Origin of the sequence: Alkalibacillus salilacus, from assembly GCF_030812915.1 — a bacterium.
GTDB lineage: Bacteria > Bacillota > Bacilli > Bacillales > Alkalibacillaceae > Alkalibacillus > Alkalibacillus salilacus.
The window spans coordinates 13,606-34,191 of record NZ_JAUSTQ010000011.1 but is presented as its reverse complement, the minus strand read 5'-3'; the positions used below and the strand labels follow the sequence as shown (position 1 = coordinate 34,191).

22 protein-coding genes and 2 pseudogenes are annotated in these 20,586 nt (G+C 39.2%); 22 read left to right on the top strand and 2 right to left on the bottom strand.

The genetic code is table 11. From position 1 onward, the window contains the following. The first annotated feature begins 31 nt into the window (after nucleotides 1-31). From J2S77_RS11745 to rpsI, 10 genes are all read left to right on the top strand, one after another. Nucleotides 32-976 carry a DNA-directed RNA polymerase subunit alpha gene (locus J2S77_RS11745; protein WP_306977580.1) on the top strand — a complete coding sequence of 315 codons (945 nt, stop codon included), beginning with the start codon at nucleotides 32-34 and terminating at the stop codon, nucleotides 974-976. A gap of 44 nt (nucleotides 977-1,020) precedes the next feature. After that, nucleotides 1,021-1,383, top strand: a complete 363-nt coding sequence (gene rplQ / locus J2S77_RS11740; RefSeq protein WP_167263391.1) for a 50S ribosomal protein L17 — start codon at nucleotides 1,021-1,023, stop codon at nucleotides 1,381-1,383. Nucleotides 1,384-1,478: 95 nt separating this feature from the next. After that, nucleotides 1,479-2,315 (top strand): energy-coupling factor transporter ATPase, encoded by an 837-nt coding sequence (locus J2S77_RS11735; RefSeq protein WP_306977577.1) that lies wholly within the window; start codon nucleotides 1,479-1,481, stop codon nucleotides 2,313-2,315. After that, nucleotides 2,291-3,157 (top strand): energy-coupling factor transporter ATPase, encoded by an 867-nt coding sequence (locus tag J2S77_RS11730; protein WP_306977575.1) that lies wholly within the window; start codon nucleotides 2,291-2,293, stop codon nucleotides 3,155-3,157. Before J2S77_RS11735 ends, J2S77_RS11730 begins: the two co-directional genes overlap by 25 nt. After that, a complete protein-coding gene (locus J2S77_RS11725) occupies nucleotides 3,154-3,951 on the top strand; it encodes an energy-coupling factor transporter transmembrane component T family protein (RefSeq protein WP_306977574.1) in 798 nt (265 codons plus the stop codon). Before J2S77_RS11730 ends, J2S77_RS11725 begins: the two co-directional genes overlap by 4 nt. A gap of 12 nt (nucleotides 3,952-3,963) precedes the next feature. Continuing rightward, nucleotides 3,964-4,701 (top strand): tRNA pseudouridine(38-40) synthase TruA, encoded by a 738-nt coding sequence (truA, locus tag J2S77_RS11720; protein WP_306977571.1) that lies wholly within the window; start codon nucleotides 3,964-3,966, stop codon nucleotides 4,699-4,701. Nucleotides 4,702-4,746: 45 nt separating this feature from the next. After that, nucleotides 4,747-6,045: an adenylosuccinate lyase gene (gene purB / locus J2S77_RS11715; protein WP_306977569.1), complete on the top strand. Its 1,299-nt coding sequence runs from the start codon at nucleotides 4,747-4,749 to the stop codon at nucleotides 6,043-6,045. 17 nt (nucleotides 6,046-6,062) lie between these two features. After that, a complete protein-coding gene (gene purH / locus J2S77_RS11710) occupies nucleotides 6,063-7,592 on the top strand; it encodes a bifunctional phosphoribosylaminoimidazolecarboxamide formyltransferase/IMP cyclohydrolase (RefSeq protein WP_306977568.1) in 1,530 nt (509 codons plus the stop codon). A 445-nt stretch (nucleotides 7,593-8,037) separates the two neighbouring features. After that, nucleotides 8,038-8,475 (top strand): 50S ribosomal protein L13, encoded by a 438-nt coding sequence (gene rplM, locus J2S77_RS11705; RefSeq protein WP_167263405.1) that lies wholly within the window; start codon nucleotides 8,038-8,040, stop codon nucleotides 8,473-8,475. Between the two features lie 18 nt (nucleotides 8,476-8,493). Beyond that, nucleotides 8,494-8,886 (top strand): 30S ribosomal protein S9, encoded by a 393-nt coding sequence (rpsI, locus tag J2S77_RS11700; protein WP_167263407.1) that lies wholly within the window; start codon nucleotides 8,494-8,496, stop codon nucleotides 8,884-8,886. 69 nt (nucleotides 8,887-8,955) lie between these two features. On the opposite strand, the pseudogene J2S77_RS14450 reads toward rpsI, so the two are convergent. Further along, nucleotides 8,956-9,099, bottom strand: a pseudogene (locus tag J2S77_RS14450) (D-TA family PLP-dependent enzyme); the annotation flags it as partial. A gap of 249 nt (nucleotides 9,100-9,348) precedes the next feature. On the opposite strand from J2S77_RS14450, the gene J2S77_RS11695 reads away from it, so the two are divergent. From J2S77_RS11695 to J2S77_RS11645, 11 genes are all read left to right on the top strand, one after another. After that, nucleotides 9,349-9,999 (top strand): helix-turn-helix transcriptional regulator, encoded by a 651-nt coding sequence (locus tag J2S77_RS11695; RefSeq protein WP_306977565.1) that lies wholly within the window; start codon nucleotides 9,349-9,351, stop codon nucleotides 9,997-9,999. A 10-nt stretch (nucleotides 10,000-10,009) separates the two neighbouring features. After that, nucleotides 10,010-10,384: a RidA family protein gene (locus J2S77_RS11690; protein ID WP_306977563.1), complete on the top strand. Its 375-nt coding sequence runs from the start codon at nucleotides 10,010-10,012 to the stop codon at nucleotides 10,382-10,384. A 65-nt stretch (nucleotides 10,385-10,449) separates the two neighbouring features. Continuing rightward, nucleotides 10,450-11,553, top strand: coding sequence for a threonine synthase (locus J2S77_RS11685; protein ID WP_306977561.1), 1,104 nt, complete (start codon nucleotides 10,450-10,452; stop codon nucleotides 11,551-11,553). Nucleotides 11,554-11,613: 60 nt separating this feature from the next. Further along, entirely contained in the window at nucleotides 11,614-11,823 is a 210-nt protein-coding gene (locus J2S77_RS11680; RefSeq protein ID WP_370871836.1) for an asparaginase domain-containing protein, read from the top strand. A gap of 185 nt (nucleotides 11,824-12,008) precedes the next feature. Then, the gene (locus tag J2S77_RS11675) at nucleotides 12,009-12,347 is read left to right on the top strand and encodes a hypothetical protein (protein ID WP_306977560.1); all 339 of its coding nucleotides are present in this window, start codon (nucleotides 12,009-12,011) and stop codon (nucleotides 12,345-12,347) included. A 375-nt stretch (nucleotides 12,348-12,722) separates the two neighbouring features. After that, nucleotides 12,723-13,313: a lysozyme inhibitor LprI family protein gene (locus J2S77_RS11670; protein WP_306977558.1), complete on the top strand. Its 591-nt coding sequence runs from the start codon at nucleotides 12,723-12,725 to the stop codon at nucleotides 13,311-13,313. Nucleotides 13,314-13,532: 219 nt separating this feature from the next. After that, nucleotides 13,533-14,279 carry an SDR family NAD(P)-dependent oxidoreductase gene (locus J2S77_RS11665; protein WP_306977557.1) on the top strand — a complete coding sequence of 249 codons (747 nt, stop codon included), beginning with the start codon at nucleotides 13,533-13,535 and terminating at the stop codon, nucleotides 14,277-14,279. Nucleotides 14,280-14,485: 206 nt separating this feature from the next. After that, nucleotides 14,486-15,358, top strand: a complete 873-nt coding sequence (locus J2S77_RS11660; protein WP_306977556.1) for a TetR/AcrR family transcriptional regulator — start codon at nucleotides 14,486-14,488, stop codon at nucleotides 15,356-15,358. Next, nucleotides 15,355-16,818: an MDR family MFS transporter gene (locus J2S77_RS11655; protein WP_306977555.1), complete on the top strand. Its 1,464-nt coding sequence runs from the start codon at nucleotides 15,355-15,357 to the stop codon at nucleotides 16,816-16,818. The genes J2S77_RS11660 and J2S77_RS11655 overlap by 4 nt, the downstream gene beginning before the upstream one ends. 183 nt (nucleotides 16,819-17,001) lie before the next feature. Continuing rightward, entirely contained in the window at nucleotides 17,002-17,577 is a 576-nt protein-coding gene (locus tag J2S77_RS11650; protein ID WP_306977552.1) for a DUF2087 domain-containing protein, read from the top strand. 21 nt (nucleotides 17,578-17,598) lie between these two features. After that, nucleotides 17,599-17,943, top strand: a complete 345-nt coding sequence (locus tag J2S77_RS11645; RefSeq protein ID WP_306977551.1) for a DUF6176 family protein — start codon at nucleotides 17,599-17,601, stop codon at nucleotides 17,941-17,943. 399 nt (nucleotides 17,944-18,342) lie between these two features. Here J2S77_RS11645 and J2S77_RS11635 read toward each other — a convergent pair. After that, nucleotides 18,343-18,708: pseudogene (locus J2S77_RS11635) on the bottom strand (CAP domain-containing protein); the annotation flags it as partial. 301 nt (nucleotides 18,709-19,009) lie between these two features. Between J2S77_RS11635 and scpC the strand changes: the two are divergent. Beyond that, nucleotides 19,010-20,524: a succinyl-CoA:acetate CoA-transferase ScpC gene (gene scpC / locus J2S77_RS11630; RefSeq protein ID WP_306977550.1), complete on the top strand. Its 1,515-nt coding sequence runs from the start codon at nucleotides 19,010-19,012 to the stop codon at nucleotides 20,522-20,524. The last annotated feature ends 62 nt before the right edge of the window (nucleotides 20,525-20,586 follow it).

Sequence of the window (20,586 nt, the reverse complement as noted above, 5' to 3'; positions counted from 1 at the left end):
TTTTTCGACGTTTTGAAGGAGGGTTTTGTGAATGATTGAAATTGAAAAACCGAAAGTGGAAACGGTCGAAGTTAGTAACGATGCTAAATTCGGCAAATTCGTAATTGAACCATTAGAGCGTGGATATGGTACAACGATGGGGAACTCCTTACGTCGTATCTTACTATCCTCCCTACCAGGATCAGCTGTAACATCCGTACAAATTGAAGGAGCGTTACATGAATTCACAACACTTGAATATGTGATGGAAGATGTCACGACCATTATTTTAAATCTGAAAAAGCTAGCTTTGAAGATTTATTCTGATGATGCGAAGACATTAGAAATTGATGCAAGTGGTGAAGGTGACGTCACAGCTGCAGATATTCAACATGATAGCGATGTCGAAGTATTAAACCCTGAGCTAAAGATTGCGACAATCACTGGTAACGGTAAATTAAGCATGAAAATTAATGCTGAAAAAGGCCGTGGTTATCGCCCAGCAGAGTATAACAAAAAAGACGAACAACCAATTGGCGTTATTCCAGTTGATTCAATCTTCACACCAGTAGAACGTGTGACGTACCAAGTCGAAAATACACGTGTTGGTCAAGTCACGAATTATGATAAATTAACGCTTGATGTGTGGACAGACGGAAGCATTCGCCCTGAAGAAGCTATTTCTCTAGGTGCTAAAGTGTTTACTGAGCACTTAAATGTTTTTGTTGGCTTAACAGACGAAGCACAAAGCGCAGACATTATGGTCGAGAAAGAAGAAGACCAAAAAGAAAAAGTGTTAGAAATGACAATTGAAGAACTGGATCTATCAGTTCGTTCATATAATTGCTTAAAACGTGCGGGAATCAATACTGTACAAGAACTAACACAGAAATCTGAAGAAGACATGATGAAAGTTCGTAACTTAGGACGTAAATCTCTTGATGAAGTGAAACACAAACTTCATGCTCTTAACTTAGGCTTACGTAAAGACGATTAATAGATGCATCACAGTCAATCCCTATGCAAAGGAGGTCTTTAAGGATGGCAAAAGCGAAATTAGGTCGTACGACTGAACAACGTATGGCTCTTCTACGTAACTTAGCGACTGATCTGATCGTTCATGAGCGCATTGAAACGACAGAATCAAAAGCGAAAGAGTTACGCCCAGTCGTTGAGAAAATTATTACGCTAGGTAAGCGTGGCGACCTTCATGCTCGTCGACAAGCAGCTTCATTCTTGCGTAAAGTTGAAGCAGATGAAGAAGGTACTGACGCGTTACAAAAATTATTCTCTGATATTGCTCCACGTTTTGAAGAGCGCCAAGGTGGATACACTCGTATCCTTAAACTAGGTGAACGCAAAGGTGACGGAGCAAAAACAGTGATTATTGAATTAGTTGACTAATTGAATGATTCATTAAAAGAGGGGAGTTCAGATCTCATATAAGTGAGAACTGAACCCTTTTTTTATGCTATAATGACAGAAAGTAAACCTAAGGAGTGCGCGGATTGATTGAGTTGGAGCAAGTTTCTTTTCGTTATCAAAACGAAGCAAGTCATGTCTTTGAAAACCTTAATCTCACCATCGAACAAGGTGAATGGGTCGCGATTGTTGGACGTAATGGTTCAGGCAAGTCAACATTAGCTAAATTGCTTAACGGTTTATGTTTAGCAACAAGTGGCGTTGTGCGGGTGAATCATACCGTCATAACTAGTGAATCAAAGCACCAAGTCCGGACACAAATTGGTATGGTTTTTCAAAATCCTGAAAATCAATTTGTCGGAACTACCGTCGCTGATGATGTGGCCTTTGGGTTAGAAAACCTGGCTGTCCCACGTGATACGATGATTAAACGGATCGATCAGAGTCTTGAACAGGTCGACATGACAGCTTATAAAAATCACGAACCGTCACGCTTATCAGGTGGTCAGAAGCAACGTGTGGCTTTAGCGAGTGTATTAGCGATGCAGCCAGAAGTGATTGTGTTAGACGAAGCCACGTCAATGTTGGACCCAATCGGGAAGGAACAAGTGTTATCAATTATACAAGAACTCCATGAACAACTTGATGTGACGGTTATAATGGTTACACACGACTTGAATGAAGCCGCTTTAGCTGATCGTGTGATCACATTGAATGAAGGTACTGTTTGGTTTGATGGCAAGCCAAGAGAGTTTCTGGAGAAAGGCGATCAATTACATGAGGTCGGTCTTGAACCACCGTTTGTCACTAAAGTCTATCAGCAATTAAGCAGACAGTCGATCACCGTTACGCAAGAGCCCTTACACTATGAAGAACTGGTGGATGAATTATGGAGATTGTATTTGAAGACGTAGACTATATTTATCAACCGAATACCCCACTCGAGCATGTTGCCTTACAAGATCTTTCATTTACGATTCCATCACAGTCTTTTACGGCGATTGTTGGCCGAACAGGTTCAGGAAAATCAACCTTATTACAACAGTTAAATGGGTTATTACAACCAACATCAGGGACTGTCACGATTGGTAACACTAGATTACCAGGTGTTAAAGCTAAACCATTAAAAGAGTTGCGAAGGCGAGTTGGTCTTGTATTTCAATATCCAGAGCATCAATTGTTTGAGGAGACGGTAAAACAAGAATTGTTGTTTGGTCCAAAGAACTTTGGGTTAGACCTCGCACAACTTGAGGCCCAATTGCCTCAAGTATTACAGGATGTAGGACTTGATGAATCATTTTTAGAACGGTCACCTTTTACATTAAGTGGCGGACAAATGAAGCGGGTCGCCTTAGCAAGTGTGTTAATTTTAGATTCAGAAGTACTTGTCTTAGACGAACCGACGGCCGGACTAGACCCAGTCGGTAAAAAGCAACTGCTACAATTATTTAGGTATTTAAATGAAGAAAAGGGTAAAACGGTCGTTTTAGTGACTCATAATATGGAAGATGCTATGGCTTATGCTGATCAGCTTGTGGTATTAAATGACGGTTGTATCGACCGTGTCACCTCTCCGAAACATTTAATAGAAAAACGAGATCAGTTAGAAGCGATTGGTTTAGCTCCTCCTGAATCGATTAAATTCGTTGATTACATGAAACAAACTTTAGATGTGAACTGGAATGGTCATGAAGCAACGGTCGTTACAGTCAGCCAGGCTTTAATTAATCGGATAAAGGCTGGTGCTAACAAGTGAAGCAATCATTTATTTTAGGCCAGTATATTCCGAGAGATTCATTCATACATAGATTAGATCCACGGACGAAAATCATTTCGCTCATTTTGTTTGTGATCACGATGTTTGTCATTGACCGCTTGTTCATTTATAGCTTATTATACGGGTTTGTATTGGGTTGTGTTTTATTATCAACAATCCCGATAACCTATTTAATCAAAGGGTTAAAGCCAGTATGGTGGCTCGTCGTGATTACCTTTATCTTTCACGTTTTATTTCAACGTGATGGTGAAGCCTTATTTGATGTGTTTGGATTCATTATTTATGATCAAGGTTTTATACAAGGTGGCGAGATTGCTAGCCGTTTGCTTCTGATGATTGTTATGGCAACACTCCTGACGTTAACGACACCACCATTAGCGATCACAGATGCGATGAGGTGGTTTTTAGCGCCGTTGACAAGGTTGGGGCTACCTATCAATGAATTGGCGATTATGATGGCGATCTCATTAAGGTTAATCCCAACTATGACAGAAGAGATGGATAAGATCTCAAAGGCTCAAGCAGCTAGAGGTCTTGATTATACGCGAGGACGATTGAGAGATCGACTTAAGGCTTTATTACCGTTATTAATTCCGTTGTTTATAAGTGCCTTTAAACGAGCTGAAGCATTAGCTATGGCTATGGAGGCGCGAGGTTATCAAGGGGCTGACCATCGTACATCTTATCGGCAAATCGCTTTTAGGACAATGGATTATATCATCGTATGTCTGATGACGACGGCAACGGTATCAATTTATCTGATGACAGGGTAAAGGGGAGTTAATGTGGAACGAATTAAAGTACATATCGCTTATGATGGCACACATTTTGCTGGTTATCAGGTGCAGACAAATGAACGAACAGTTCAATTGGTGATCGAACAAGCCTTAAAGAAAATGCATCGTGAAGATATTCGGATTTATTCATCTGGTAGAACTGACTCGGGGGTGCACGCGTTAGATCAAGTCATTCATTTTAATACGCGCTTAACGTTGGATTGTTCGGCGTGGCACCAAGCTCTACAAACCTTATTACCATCAGATGTGCAAGTGCAACGAGTCGAGAAAGTTGATGAACAATTTCATGCACGGAAGAGTGCTCAAGGGAAAATTTATCGCTATGTCGTGTTGAATCAACGTCATTATGATTTATTTAATCGGCAGTACGAATGGCATGTCATGAAACAGGTAGACGTAGGTTTGATGAAGGTAGCGGCTGAAAAAATCGTCGGTACTCATGATTTCACGCCTTTTTCTGCATCTAAGTCTAATGTCACTGGAGATAAAACACGAACAGTGAATGCTATTGATATTTGGGAAGATAATGGCCGTATTGTTTTTGAAGTAAAAGGTGACGGCTTTCTCACGCACATGGTCCGAATTATTGTCGGAACATTAGTCGAAATCGGGCTAAATAAAAAGGAATCGACCTGTATTGATGAGGCATTTGCAACATTAGACAGGCAAAAAGTCGGGATGACAGCCCCTAGTCACGGGTTATTTTTGTGGCAAGTGATCTATTAATTGAGAAATCGAGATAAGTTTGGTTAGAGATAGGAGCGGGATGAGATGATCGAACGTTATACACGTGAAGAGATGGGACAAATATGGACAGAAGAAAATCGGTTTAACGCCTGGTTAGAAGTCGAGGTGTTAGCAACTGAGGCATGGGCTGCATTAGGCGACATTCCAAAAGAAGATGCCAAGAAAATCCGTGAAAAGGCATCATTTGATAGTGAACGAATCCATGAGATCGAACAGGAGACACGTCATGATGTCGTGGCGTTTACCCGATCCGTGTCTGAGACGCTCGGCGAGGAGAAGAAGTGGGTCCACTATGGCTTAACCTCGACAGATGTGGTCGATACAGCTCTATCATATGTGATTAAACAAGCTAATACGATTATTCGAAAAGATCTGCATCACTTTTTAACTGTCTTGAAACAAAAAGCACAGGACCAAAAATATTCCATTATGATGGGACGGACGCATGGCGTTCACGCAGAGCCTACTACATTCGGCTTGAAACTAGCCTTATGGTATGAAGAATTCAAACGCCATATTGAACGATTTGAAGTGGCTGCAGCAGGAATTGAAGTCGGTAAATTATCAGGCGCTGTCGGGACTTATGCAAATATTGATCCTTATGTTGAAGATTATGTCTGTCAACAATTAGGACTAACGCCTTCACCGATTTCGACTCAGACGTTGCAACGCGATCGCCACGCTGATTATATGTCCACTTTAGCGCTGATTGCGACATCAATCGAGAAGATGGCGACAGAAATTCGTGGCTTACAAAAAAGTGAAACGCGCGAAGTAGAGGAATTTTTTGCGAAAGGTCAAAAGGGATCGTCGGCAATGCCTCATAAGCGGAATCCAATCGGGTCTGAAAATATGGCTGGAATGGCGCGCGTGATTCGAGGTTATATGATGACGGCTTATGAAAATGTACCGCTTTGGCATGAACGGGACATTTCCCATTCCTCAGCTGAACGTGTGATTTTGCCAGATGCGACGATTGCGCTCGATTATATGTTAAATCGATTCTCAGGTATTGTTGAGAAATTAACGGTCTATGAGGACCATATGCGCGCTAATATGGACGCTACTTATGGCTTGATCTATTCTCAGCGTGTGTTACTCACTTTAATCGATCAAGGATTTTCACGTGAACGTGCGTATGATCTTGTTCAGCCACTAGCAATGCAAGCTTGGGAAGAAGGCCAGTCATTCCCTGAGTTAATTCGCCAAACAACTGAGATAGCAGATAACGTCGACAGCGAAACGTTAGAAGCATGTTTTGATGCGACATACCATTTAAAGAATGTCGATATGATTTTCGAACGCTTAGGACTAGATGATTGAACGAGGGGATGACAGATATGACACGGCGCGCTTTAATGAGTGTTTCAGATAAAACGGGGATTGTAGATTTTGCGAGTCAACTCGTTGAAGAGGGTTTCGAGATTATTTCAACGGGTGGAACCAAACGAGTATTAGAAGAAGCGGGTTTATCCGTTATTGGGATATCAGACGTAACCGAATTTCCAGAGATTCTGGATGGTCGAGTTAAGACGCTTCATCCTCATATTCACGCAGGTTTATTAGCGAAACGGGATGATGATCAACACATGGCCACGTTACAAGACCAAGCGATTCAGACGATTGACCTGCTTGTCGTTAATCTTTACCCATTTAAAGAAACGATTTCGAAACAGGATGTCGAGCATGATGAAGCGATAGAAAATATTGATATTGGTGGCCCTGTAATGTTGAGAGCAGCAGCTAAAAATTACCAAGATGTCACGGTTGTGGTCGACCCTGGTGATTATGAGCGAGTGATTGATCATGTGAAAGATGCTCAAGACAGCTCGCAACTAAATCAAGCTTTAGCAGCGAAAGTATATCGCCACACAGCACAGTACGATGCGCTAGTCGCAGAATACTTAACGAATGAATCCGGGGAAACTCTCCCTGAATCGAAGACGATTACCTATGACTTAAAAGAATCATTACGCTATGGGGAGAATCCGCATCAAGAAGCGGCTTTTTATGCGAATCCACTTGCTACCGAGACCTCGCTTGTCCATGCTAAGCAAAGACATGGAAAAGCGCTATCTTATAATAATATTCAAGATGCGAATGCAGCTTTACAAATTGTTAGAGAGTTTAGCGAGCCAGCTGCCGTCGCGGTGAAACATATGAATCCATGTGGCGTTGGTATTGGCGATCGTTTAGATCAAGCATTTACGAGGGCATATGAAGCAGATCCCGTTTCGATCTTCGGTGGTATTGTCGCAGTTAATCGAGAAATTGATGAGGTAGTCGCGAATCAATTGAGTCAAATTTTCTTAGAAATTGTGATTGCCCCGAGTTATACAGAGCGAGCTTTTGAAATTTTAACTCAAAAGAAAAATATCCGCTTACTCGAGCTACCGATGACAGTAGATTCGCCTGAGCAAACCTTGCATTCTGTAAAAGGTGGACTGTTGATCCAAGATGAAGACCGTGCACCGAAGGAAATGACTGACTATAGCGTCGCAACAGACCGCGAACCAACTGAAGCGGAATGGCAACAATTGTTATTCAGCTGGGATGTTGTGAAACACGTTAAATCTAATGCAATTGTCTTAGCGGCGAATCAGCAGACAATCGGTATTGGTGCTGGCCAGATGAACCGCGTAGGCGCAGCAAAAATTGCGATTGAACAAGCTGGCGACCAAGCAAAAGGTGCGGTCATGGCATCAGACGCCTTTTTCCCAATGGATGACACCGTTGAAGCGGCTCACCAAGCAGGTGTGACAGCGATTATCCAACCAGGCGGATCCAAACGAGATGCTGACTCGATTCAGAAATGCAATGAATACGGAATTGCGATGGTGTTCACAGGTGTTCGTCACTTTAAACACTAAGGGTCAGGGTCGCCCAACTATATCAGCGCTCGCCGAAATATTTTAGCGTTCGTTGATATATTGTTAAGGTCGCCGAAATAATACTGAGGTCGCTGATATAATGATTGAGTCGCCGAAATAATGCTGAACGCGCCGATATATTGATAAAGTCGCTGATATATTGTTCAACGCGCTGATAAATAGTCAAATTCGCTGATATATCACAAAACTCGCTGATATCTTGCTCAAGGATCTGAACAATATAAGATAGGATTGTTAAAACCTTTTAATGAAATCATTATAATAACTTCATTAAAAATCGAGAAAAGATGCGATTTATCTTGACATTATACCCATAGATATTATAATATATTCTATGGCATTTTATCATATCCACGTAATAGCCCCGGAAACTATTCGTGATGAGATAAACGTAATGAAACGGAAATAACAGGAGGGAACCGTCATGCGCCAAACATTTATGGCAAACGAACAAAACGTTGAGCGTAAATGGTACGTAGTTGACGCAGAAGGCCAAACTTTAGGTCGTCTATCGACAGAAGTTGCAGCACTTCTACGTGGCAAGCATAAGCCAAGCTACACACCACACGTTGATACAGGTGACAATGTCATCGTAATTAATGCAGACAAAATTCAGTTAACAGGTAAGAAATTAACTGATAAGAAATATTACCGTCATTCAAACTACCCAGGTGGTTTGAAAGAGCGTAGCGCAGAAGAAATGCGTAATAATTATCCAGAACAAATGCTTGAACAAGCAATCAAAGGCATGCTACCTAAGAACAAATTAGGTCGTAAAATGGGCAAAAAGCTACACGTCTATCGTGACGCTAACCATAGACATCATGCACAAAAACCAGAAGTTTACGAGCTTCGTGGATAATTAAGGAGGGTAATTGAATTGGCACAAGTACAATATAACGGCACTGGCCGTCGTAAAAGCTCAGTAGCACGTGTACGACTAGTACCAGGTAATGGTAAAGTCGTTGTGAATAAAATCGATGCAGAACAATACTTCCCACACGAAACTCTACGTCGTGTGATTAACCAACCATTAGACGTGACAGAAAACACAGGTAACTATGACATTTATGTCAACGTTGATGGTGGTGGATTCTCAGGTCAAGCTGGTGCGATCCGCTTAGGCGTTGCTCGCGCTCTATTAGAAGCTGACCCTGAATACCGCCCATCGCTAAAACGCGCTGGACTTCTAACGCGTGACGCACGTGAGAAAGAACGTAAAAAATACGGTCTTCGTGGCGCTCGTCGTTCACCACAGTTCTCAAAGCGTTAAAAACCCTTATATATCAAGGTTTCAAACACCTATTCGTTATCAAACGAATGGGTGTTTTTTTATACATAGTAATTTAGGCATTTTATGGGTTTTCGTGTGTGGGCGTAAGTTTACATTATGTTTTGGGGCACACTCTTGCATAGAGTGAAGGTTATCTAACATTATTCTCTTATCGATTAGCAGGGCTGGAGTTTCAAGCTCGTACATGTTCATTTAATCGATTCCTCCTACAAGAATATCAATGGAATTAGACACAGTACCCTTTACAAGCTCAATTATATAAAAAAAAATATATAAACCAAAATAAAGGGCGCTTTATATAATTTTTTATATGTTATAATGAAAAAGTCAATTCGAAGTTATATGCGATTCCCAGTAATTAAGCAGAAGAAGCACTTATACTATCAAGTAGTAGGACATATTTTTTTATCGAAAATTATACATGGGGTGAGAGGTAGAGATATGGAAGAGAGAAAGCAAATATTGGAGAGTTACATTCCCTTAGCAAAATCAACGGCTAAAATGTTTGGACATCATTGTGAAATTGTTATTCACGATTTAACAAACCCCCAAGCATCTGTCATATTCACAATAAATAGTCATGTAACGAGTAGAGAAGTCGGTCAATCCTTTGATCATCTCGTGACAACGGTATTACAATCGAAAGACTTTAAAGAAGATCATCTGGCCGGTTATACATTTGTTACAGAAGATAAACGCACGATCCGCTCTTCAACAACGTTAATTCGCGATTTCAAAGAGAAAGTGATCGGTGCTTTCTGTATTAATTTCGATGTGGAAGCATTACTTCAAATGCAACAGTTTATGAACACATTTCTTCCAACAGCAGTTCCAGTAGAAGAGAAAGAAGAGAAGCCAAGTCCTGAGATTAAAAATGTAGAGGAGATCGTTGATAGTTTAATTAATCAAATCATACAAAACAGTGCTCATCCAGCTATGAAACGCCATGAAAAGGTAGAATTGATTCGTTTCATGGATAAAAAAGGGATTTTTTCAATGAAGGGATCTATCGATAAGGTTGCAGATTCATTAGGCATATCAAAGGTCACTGTTTATAGCTATTTAGATGAAATAAAAAATAAATCAAGGTAAGGAGAAAACAATGAAAAGTATTTTTGAAGTAGAAAATTTAAAATCTAATGGTCATTACGCACTTGCGACTATTCATGATGATATCGTCTATGTTTCCGGACAATTTTCTATTGATCCAGAAACTCGTGAAAGGAAATATGGTTCCGTTGAAGAGGAAACAATCCAGGCACTTAATAATATAGAAAAGATTGTAGAAGCAGCTGGAAGTAAAAAAGAACAAATATTACGTATGACATTATACATTCCTGATGTGGAACTATGGGATAGGGTAGATACTGTTTATAAAGAATTTTTCGGAGAATATAAACCGGCTCGTACGGTGGTACCCACAAATAAATTACATTTTGGATTTAAAATAGAAGTTGATGCCATCGCGTATATATAAATTTTTTTGAATCTGGCATATAAAAAATTCTAATATATATAAAAAATCTAAAGGATGGATAAAGGATGGAACAATATATTTGTAATGACTGTGGGAAAAAGCATGCTATTACGCCCGTTATATGGAAATGTACGTGTGGCGGTTTATTAAATTTGGAAAAAGATACTCCTACAATAAATGTGGAATCATGGAATCGTTATCCGAACTCATTATGGCGTTATTTAGAAACCATGCCATTCCAAAAGGATTCAAATACTTGGAAGTCTATAACAATGGGAGAAGGTCAAACCCCTTTAATTGTTCTAGATTCTCTTGAACCAAATACTTATGTAAAAGTTGATTATATGATGCCTACTTTATCCTTTAAAGACAGAGGAGCTGCAGTTTTAATGACGAAGGCAAAAGAACTGGGGGTCAAAAAAGTTATTGCGGATAGTAGCGGGAATGCTGGAACTGCCATTGCTGCCTACGCTGCACGTTGTAATATTGCTTGCGACATTTATCTAAGAGATGAAACGTCCTCCAAGAAAATTGCACAAGTGAAATCTCATGGTGCCACGATTAAACCAATTAAGGGGACTCGGGAAGATATTGCAGCAGCTGCCCAACAAGCGGTAAAAGAAGAAAAAGCCTTTTACGCAAGTCATGTATATAATCCTTACTTTTATGAAGGAACTAAAACGTATGCTTACGAAATTTTCGAGGAATTGAATGGTACACCCGATACCTTAATTATTCCTGTTGGTAACGGTACGCTTTTACTAGGTGCATTCTATGGATTTAAAGAGTTACTTGCCAATGGCTTAATCGAAAAAATGCCGAAAATTATTGCCATACAAGCAGTTAACTGTTCCCCACTAGTAGAGGCTTTTAACAATGGGGATTTATCAGCCCAGCCTGTTATGAATAAAGGCACTTTAGCAGAAGGGATAGCTATAGCAACACCGGCGCGTTCCTCGCAAATTTTAGAAGCTGTACGCGAAACTAATGGTGATTTTATAACGATTGAAGAAGATGAAATTCTGAGTGCCCGTGAGAAACTTAGTGATAAAGGTTTTTATGTTGAAGTGACAACAGCCGCAAACTATGCTGGCTATTTAAAATATAAGAAAGAACCAGAAGAAAAAATAATCGTACCTCTTTGTGGTGCAGGAATTAAGTCAAATTGACCGCTCTTATCCTAGGTCCATGTTTTTGCATGGATCTAGAATAAATGAGCAGCTAGATGAATGAAGGGTGTAGAGTGGATGACAATGAAAAGTAAGCCAACCATTAAAATAATTGCAACTGGTGGAACGATTGCGGGAGCTGGATCTTCAAATACCACTACCACTGGATATAAACCTGGTGCCGTAACTATTGAAGAATTATTAGAGGGAACACCGAACTTAAACGACTTTTCCATTTATTATTGTTTAAATATAAGGTGTTTTCTATAATGAAAAAAAAGTACATATCTATTAAAGTTTGAAATTTTATTAATGAGGCTTTGTTTTATTTTTTGATATGAGGTTTTTTAATCCTTTGTAGATGCAAATTTAATTTAATAATTCTAAATTAAAAGTGGAGGTTAATAATTCTTGAAAAAAGGTATGTAGTTTATGTAGCTATCACCATAATTTTAATGGCAAGTATTTATTTCTTAGTAGTATCCAACATTAATAATGATGAAACAATCTATATTAAAATGCATGATGATGTTGAGAGTATTACGAATGAGGAGAATAAATTCAAAGGAAATGTGATTGAAGAGTTGGCTGTAGAGAATTTGATTAGCTATTTGTATGAACAAAATCAAACATCTAAAGGTTTTGAGGTCCACTTAGAAGAAAAGGAACAAGAAGAGGGTCAATATATTATGCAAGTATTTATCGTAGTTGGAGAAGATGAATCCCAAAACAAAGAAAATCTAGGGTTGTATTCTGTTGGTAAAAGTACTGGTAAAATATCAGAACTTAATTAAAGAAACTGTTTTTTAGGAAAAACTCTCACTTAGTTCAATGAACTATACCCCAGTTAGTGACTAATTAAAATGTCTTTAACTGGGGTTTTGTATGTTAAGCGCCGTCCACTATTATAATAAAATTAATCTTTAGTACGACAATCTATTCATCTGTATTTACAGATCCAGGTGTAAGTTAAGTGTAGTTCTATACGCCTGGGAATCCTTGTGCTAAGATTATGTAGTATACGTATTGGTGTCTTCCGCTATTGATTGATGGGTCAAATAGCATCGATTTGTATATAGACTTGGTTTGAAGACAGGTTGATTTTATAGCTTAAGTGATAAAGTCATTTCTTAGGAGGGTTATTTATTACATACAATAGAAAGCTTGACGTGGTCGTAATTGCTTTATTGATTGTATTAGCAGCTTGTGGTACTTCAGAACCTTCAAGTGATGTATCAGGCGCTCAGTCACAAAACAACAGTGAAGTTAATACTAATTTAGATGCAAAAGAAAGCCCAACCACCTCTAAAGAGGAAGATGAAGTAGAAAATAGTTCTAGTGAATCAGGGGGTGTATCTAGTGGTGGATCTTCAAAAGAAGAAACATCTGATAGTATGACGCAAGAAAGTTTAAAAGAAGAATTTCTTATAAAGTTAGAGGCGACTAAAAAAGAAGCAGAAGGTCTGGAAGCAAAAGACTCTTCCACATATGCTTTAAAAGAAGAGGATAATAGTAGATGGAAAAAGTGGGATGATTTGTTGAACGAGATTTATGGTGTTTTGGAGGAGCAATTAAGCTCGGAAGAAATGAATCAGTTAAGAGAAGAACAACGGAATTGGATCGAAGTTAGAGATGAACGTGCACTAGAAGCATCGGAGGAATATAAAGGAGGTACACAAGAGCATTTAGAGTATGTCAGTGTGCTTGCGAATGTAACGAAGGAAAGGTGTTATGAGTTAGTTGAGAAATATATGAATTAATGATTCAAAACCACCGTTTGTAATCTGAGAGAAAGACCACATCCATGACATCGACCTATTTGTTGCTGATTATAATAAATTTGAGTCGCTTGAAGAAGGCGTAGTTCCAATTGACAACATTATATACCACTAAATGCTTACATGGTAATTATGCTTTATTTAATGTTGATGTTAAGCTATTATCAACGCTATATGATGATTTAAAGTAGGAGTGAGTAAATGTCGTATTTAAATAACCATGTGGTTCTTGTAACAGGAGCTAATCGCGGGCAGGGAAAGGCTATTGCTCAACACCTTGCTTCATTGGGGGCTATAGTTGCGGTTGGTGCTCGAAACTATAGTGAGGCTGAAGCACTGGCTAGTCTGATTGGAGAGAGTCACGCCATTCCAGTTCAGTTAGATGTAACAAAAGAATTAGACTGGAACTCAGCAGTTGATGAGATCATAAATAAATTTGGTAAGCTTGATGTGTTAGTGAATAATGCTGGAGCTCTAAAACGCAAACCCTTTACAGAGACAACCCTAGATGATTATCAAAAGCTAATTAATACCAATCAACTTGGTGTTTTCATGGGGATGCAAGCAGTTATTCCCCAAATGGAAAAGCAGCAAAAAGGATCCATTATAAATAATGTCTCTATTTCTGCTTTTGCTCCAATTAGCCAATCCTCTGCTTACGCAGCGACAAAAGCATCAGTGGTTGCGATGTCAAAAGCTGCAGCTATTGAGTTAGGACCAAAAGGCATTCGAGTAAATATGGTGCATCCAGGTGGTGTTGAAACAACGATGGCTACACAAGGTGAACATGTTCCTTCTTATTATGATTCAGTACCTTTAGGACGTATCGGTCAACCAATTGAAATTGCTCGGGCTGTAGCGTTCCTTGCATCTGATGAAAGCTCGTATTGTACGGGGACAGAAATTGTGGTAGACGGCGGAATGACACTGGGGACACCGGATGAGTAAGAAATCAGTAAATAGAGTGAAAGATATGAATTAGTTCACTTTAATTAACAGGTACTTTAACCACGAGATCGCCTTTGTTTCAGACACCCATTCGTGATCAAACGAATGGGTGTTTTTTTGAATTGTATCTCACAAATTCGTATGATATGATGTTCGAGTGACTATTAATTCACATTTAGTGAATGGTTGGTCAAAAGGAGGTTATGATGGGGAATCGAAGAGAGGAAATGCTGGATGCAGCTGTGCAGTTATTTCAAAAAAATAGCTTTCATGAAACGTCTGTAGAGGATATAACAAGTGCCTGTGGTATTTCTAAAGGCGGTTTTTATAAACATTTTAATTCGAAAGAAAGCATGATTTTGGAATTATTACAACGCTATTATGATGAATTGTTTTGGGAAGCAGAGCACCTAACGAAGGATCTGGAAGGTTCTCCGTTACTTATACTTAAGAAGAAAATTGCGATTGAATTGGAGAAGTCGATTGATTATCATTACTTTTTCCATGCAGTATTGACGGATTTCCACCCGAACGACAAAGGTCCTATCCCAAGTGCTTTGAATCATATTAAACATAAACTTCAAGAATGGCATAAACATGCATTGCTTGAAGCTTTCGGATCAAAATCCACCAAGTATTTAAACGACTTAGCTGTTGTTATGGACGGGATGATTCACAGTTATTTGATGAAAATAATCTGGAAGAACAATTTGCCTTTAGATACGTTGGCAGAATTTATCGCTGAATGCTTGCAAGCAATCGTTACAAATGATGACCACATCTTTCCAGTTTTGCCGAGTGATCATGACGGAGAAGACAGTCATTTGTCCATTTTGGGGAATATGAAGCGTGAACTGGGGACGATACATTCTGAATTACAAACGAATCCTCAAGCTAATCCAACTGTTCAGAAGGATTTGGAGACGATTGACCTATTAATTGAAGAATTCGGTCAACAAAACCCGCGGGAATTTCTAATAGATGCCTTACTTACACAGCTTTCCCAACGTCCTTATCTAAAAAAACAAATAACATCTATATTAACAACATGGGAAATAAGGAAAGGAGATTTAACATGAGCGACACAGCAAACTCCTGGAATTTGCCGCAGAAACAAAAAGTATTGATGATTGCGGCATTATTAACAGGTGCTTTTATGGGGATTATCAATGAAACATTATTAGCAACCGCGCTTCCGTCCATTCAGGAGGCATTTAATATAACACAAGGTCAAGTCCAGTGGATGACGACAGCTTTTTTAATGACAAATGGTATCATGATTCCTTTGTCAGCATTCTTAATTGATCGGTTTTCAACAAGAGCCTTATTTTTAACGGCGATTGGCTTATTTGGTACAGGGACTTTGATCGCAGCGCTCGCACCTGTGTATCCGGTCCTTCTATTAGCTCGAGTAGTGCAGGCTTCAGGTTCCGGTATTATGCTACCACTATTAATGACGGTACTACTGGCTGTAATTCCTGTAGAACGACGCGGGACGGCTATGGGAATGATGGGGATCGTTATAGCATTTGGACCAGCGATTGGCCCAACATTATCAGGGTTTCTTTTGGAATATTTCACTTGGCGTTCCCTGTTCTATACCGTTCTTCCGATTGTTGCGATTACGATGACTGTTGCTATTCTCTTCCTTAAGAATGTGACTGAACTTCGGAAGCCTAAGATTGATGTTCTATCGATTATCTTGTCTTCTGTCGGATTTGGATCATTCCTTTATGGATTTAGTATTGCTGGTGAATCTGGTTGGGCGAATGCTCCTGTTATCACAGCTATTATAGGCGGTATGTTAGTGATTAGCTTATTTATTTGGCGACAGCTTGTTCTAGGTACACCAATGCTCGAATTCCGTGTCTTCCAGTTTCCGATTTTTACATTGGCGATTGTAATCACGATGACAGTACTTATTTCGTTGATTGGGGTTGAAACATTATTGCCTTTATTCATGCAGAATGTCCTGCAGTTCACCCCGCTTGAATCTGGATTGGTCATTCTTCCTGGTGCGATTGTGTTGGGAATTATGTCACCAATTACTGGGCGTTTATTTGATAAATTTGGAGCTAAGTGGTTAGCCTTGATTGGCCTCGGAGTTGTTATTGTAACAACATTTATGTTTACACAAGTATCACTAGAAACAACATTTACGTATTTAACGGTTATTTTTGCGATTCGCATGTTTGGTTTATCACTTGTATTAATGCCTGTTATGACATCTGCATTGAATCAACTACCATCGAAATGGTATTCCCATGGGTCTGCTATGGCTAATACCATGCAACAAATTTCCGCAGCGATTGGTACAGCAATTCTTGTGACACTTGTCTCTATGGGTGCTCAAAACTTTACACCAGATGCAAGTGCTTCTCCAGAAATGGTTGGTATGTTAGCTCAAGTCGTTGGGTTTGAATGGGCGTTTATGGGAAGTACTATACTTGCGGCAGTTGCCTTTATCTTGGCACTGTTCCTTCACCCACCTAAGAAAGAAAAAGAGATCGTCCGTCAAATTCATGAACAATCGATGTAGAGTTTTTTGGTTAAAATTTAATTACCTTAATGCGTTTTATCCCCTTTGCACCTAATGCAAAGGGGATATTTTTTATGAAGAAGATGCATCGCATTTATTAAATAATCAATACCTTCTTGTAAAACGCATCTAATTAGACTACAATCTAATTAGATAATTATCTAATCATAGGGGGGATGATTGATGCAATTAGATAAATTAGTTCACTTTCATAAAACAGTCGGGAATCATACACGTCTAAGAATCATTGGGTTACTGAAGGAGGGTGGCGCTCTTCACGGCCAGGCCATTGCGGGTAAATTAGGGTTAACACCACCAACTATTTCGCACCATCTAACAAAACTTAAAGAGATTGATATTGTCTACCAACGTCGTGACAAAAATACGATTTATTATGCGCTTAACGAACGGAAATTAGACTTATTAGCTGAAGCTATTACAAGATTGGGGGATGATGACATGAATGAGGAACTCCAAGTGACGGATGAAGAAAAGCATAAGGTGTTAAATAACTTTATTGGGACTGACGGCCGAATTAAATCAATGCCTGCTCAACTAAAAAAACGATTAATTATTTTAGAACATATTATTAAAGGTTTAGAAGCAGGTAAGTCGTATCCTGAGCCTAAAATTAACGAACATATCAAACAATTTCACGATGATTTTGCGACGATCAGAAGAGAATTCATTATGCACCAGTTTATGACGAGAGATAAAGGATATTATGAACTTAACCCTCGGGAATTGTGGTTGATATAAACCTTTAAAAGGAGCCTAATGATGTTCATTGAATTAACAAAATTTAAAGTCAAGAATGGTAAGTCTAAGAAGGTTGACGAATGGTTAACCTTTTTAAATGAACATATGGAAAGTGTCTTGTTAACGTTAGAAGATGAGAAAATGTTTGTTGAAACCATTTTTAGAGAGAAAGATGGAGATCAAGAATATCTATACTGGTATTCGATCCAAGATAGTGATGGTCAGAGTGTTGAGGATTCGAATCATTGGGTGGATAAGAAGCATTTAGAATACTGGAATGAATGTATTGATCAAGCCAGTAAACCAATTGACTTAACGCCGTCTGTCACCATGATTCCCGCTAAAATTAAAGATAGTATGACCTAATAAAACAGAAACGCGCTAAACGTTTCTGTTTTATCTAACATAAAGTCCTTGACCAATATAAAGGGTATTTAAATTGTCATCTTTCGGGTTTAGTTCCCGCAATTCCCATAGTTTCATGCCGTGTTGTTTCGCAATGTTTGAAGCTGTGTCGCCTCGTTTAACTTCATATTGATTGCCGCTAATTCGCATTTTTTGTCCAGCTTGTAAACGCCCAAAATCATTAATATTTGGGTTTAAAATCTCAAGTTGTTTGAGGCTGATCCAATTGTCTATGGCGATTTCCCATGCTGTATCGCCACGTTTCACCGTATAATATTGCGATGAAGGACGTTCGGGATTGGGATCATAGTCGTCTTCTTTTGGTTTTGGTGGGTTTGGATCTTGCGTTGTTTCTGAATAAATAAACATTTGTACCCAATGTCCTTGGTAAGAGCCAACACCGATACGATTAAAGTCTGGGCTTAATATATTTCGTCTGTGGCCCGTGCTGTTCATCCAATCTTGAACGACGGCTGATGCTGAAGGCTGCCCTTTTGCGATATTTTCTCCTGCGGTACGATAGTTGATTCCAAATTGGTTCATCATATCAAATGGTGATCCATATGTTGGTGATGTGTGGGAAAAGTAGTTATTGTTGTACATATCCTTCGCCTTTTCTTCAGCGACTTTCGACAATTCCGTACTATAGGTTAGCGGACTTCTTCCTTGATCTTGTCTTTCGGCATTCGTCAATTCAGCTACTTTCTCTTCCGGAGATTGAGCTGATACATGAAATGGGAAAACGTATATCGTCATTAATAATAGTATGATCAGTAGGTTTAGAACTCGCATAGTATTCTCTCCTTTCATCCTTTAGTGTTAAATAAAGATGAAATTTTAAGCTGGTAATCATAGGATTTGTCACGGCTTTAAAATATTTGTATGAATAATGGGTAACTGAACAAAATGAGAGACTACTCAGTTTGTTTTGTTCGTTTAATTGTCATTGAAATCGCCGTTATAACAATACTGGACGTGGTATAGTATAAGTGTAAGCAAAAGTCGTAATGAAAGGCGGCGTTGTTTTATGACACAAGGTATTGAACGTATCAAACAACAAGAATTGAAAAATCGTATTGTGTCAGCTGATGAAGCTGCGACATGGATTAAAGATGGTATGACACTAGGCTTGAGTGGTTTTACAAGAGCGGGAGATGCGAAGGCATTACCTCAAGCTTTAGTGAAACGTAGTCAGTCTGAAACGTTTAAAGTGGACATATTTACAGGAGCATCTCTAGGATCAGATTTAGATAAATTGATGGCTGAAGCGGGAATCATTCGCAAACGATTACCGTTTCAAGCTGATAATGTCATGCGTAAAAAGATCAATCAAGGTGAGTTTGATTTCGTTGATCAACACTTATCGCATACAGCTGAAATGCTGCGTAATCACACGATGGAACAAATTGATGTCGCAGTAGTTGAAGCGATTAAAATTACTGAAGATGGCATGATCATTCCGACAACATCTGTCGGTAATTCACTAAGCTTTGTGGAAAGTGCAGATGTGGTAATTGTGGAGATTAACACAGCCCAACCAGAGGAATTGGAAGGCGTACATGATATTTATTCATTAGCTAAACAGGGCGAACGTCAACCTATTCCTTTAACGAAAACGGAAGACCGTATCGGTACACGAGGTATCCCGGTTGATCCAGATAAGATTAAAGGTATTATTTTGACGAACCAGGCTGATTCACCATCACCCATTGTGCCGCCTGATGATGAAACGAAACAGATGGCTAGTCATTTAATTCGATTTTTAGAATCAGAGGTTGAACAAGGGCGTTTAACGAAGGAGCTTGCCCCATTACAGTCAGGTATTGGGTCAGTAGCTAATGCTGTGTTCCATGGATTATTAGAATCTAATTTTGAAAATTTGAAAGTATACTCAGAAGTCTTACAAGATGCTGTGTTCGATTTAATTGATGCTGGCAAAGTTAATATGGCGTCTTGTTGTTCAATTACATTATCTCAAGACAAGATGAATCAAGTGTTCAACGACATCGACCAATATAAAGACCAATTAATTTTGCGTACTCAAGAAATCTCAAATCATCCTGAAATCATTCGTCGTTTAGGCTTAATCTCCATTAATACAGCGTTAGAAATGGACATTTACGGAAATGTTAACTCGACGCATGTGCTCGGCCGTAATATGATGAACGGCATCGGTGGATCAGGTGACTTTGCGCGCAATGCACGTTTATCGATTTTCGTTACGAAATCGATTGCGAAAAATGGTGATATTTCAAGTGTTGTGCCAATGGTTTCGCACGTAGACCATACCGAACATGACGTCGATATCCTTGTGACAGAACAAGGATATGCAGACCTGCGTGGTTTGGCGCCTCGACAACGTGTCGAAAGAATCATTCAGAACTGCGCTCACCCAATGTATCGCGAGACATTGATGAATTACTTTGAAGAAGCAAAAGAACGTGGTGGTCAGACGCCACATATGTTAGAAAAAGCATTGTCATGGCACACACAATTTGAACGAGAAGGAACTATGCGTCCTTTAGTTGAAGTAAAATCATAATAAATAAAACGGGCAAGGTTGATCAATATAAGACGATCAACCTTGCCCGTTTCTTTATGATT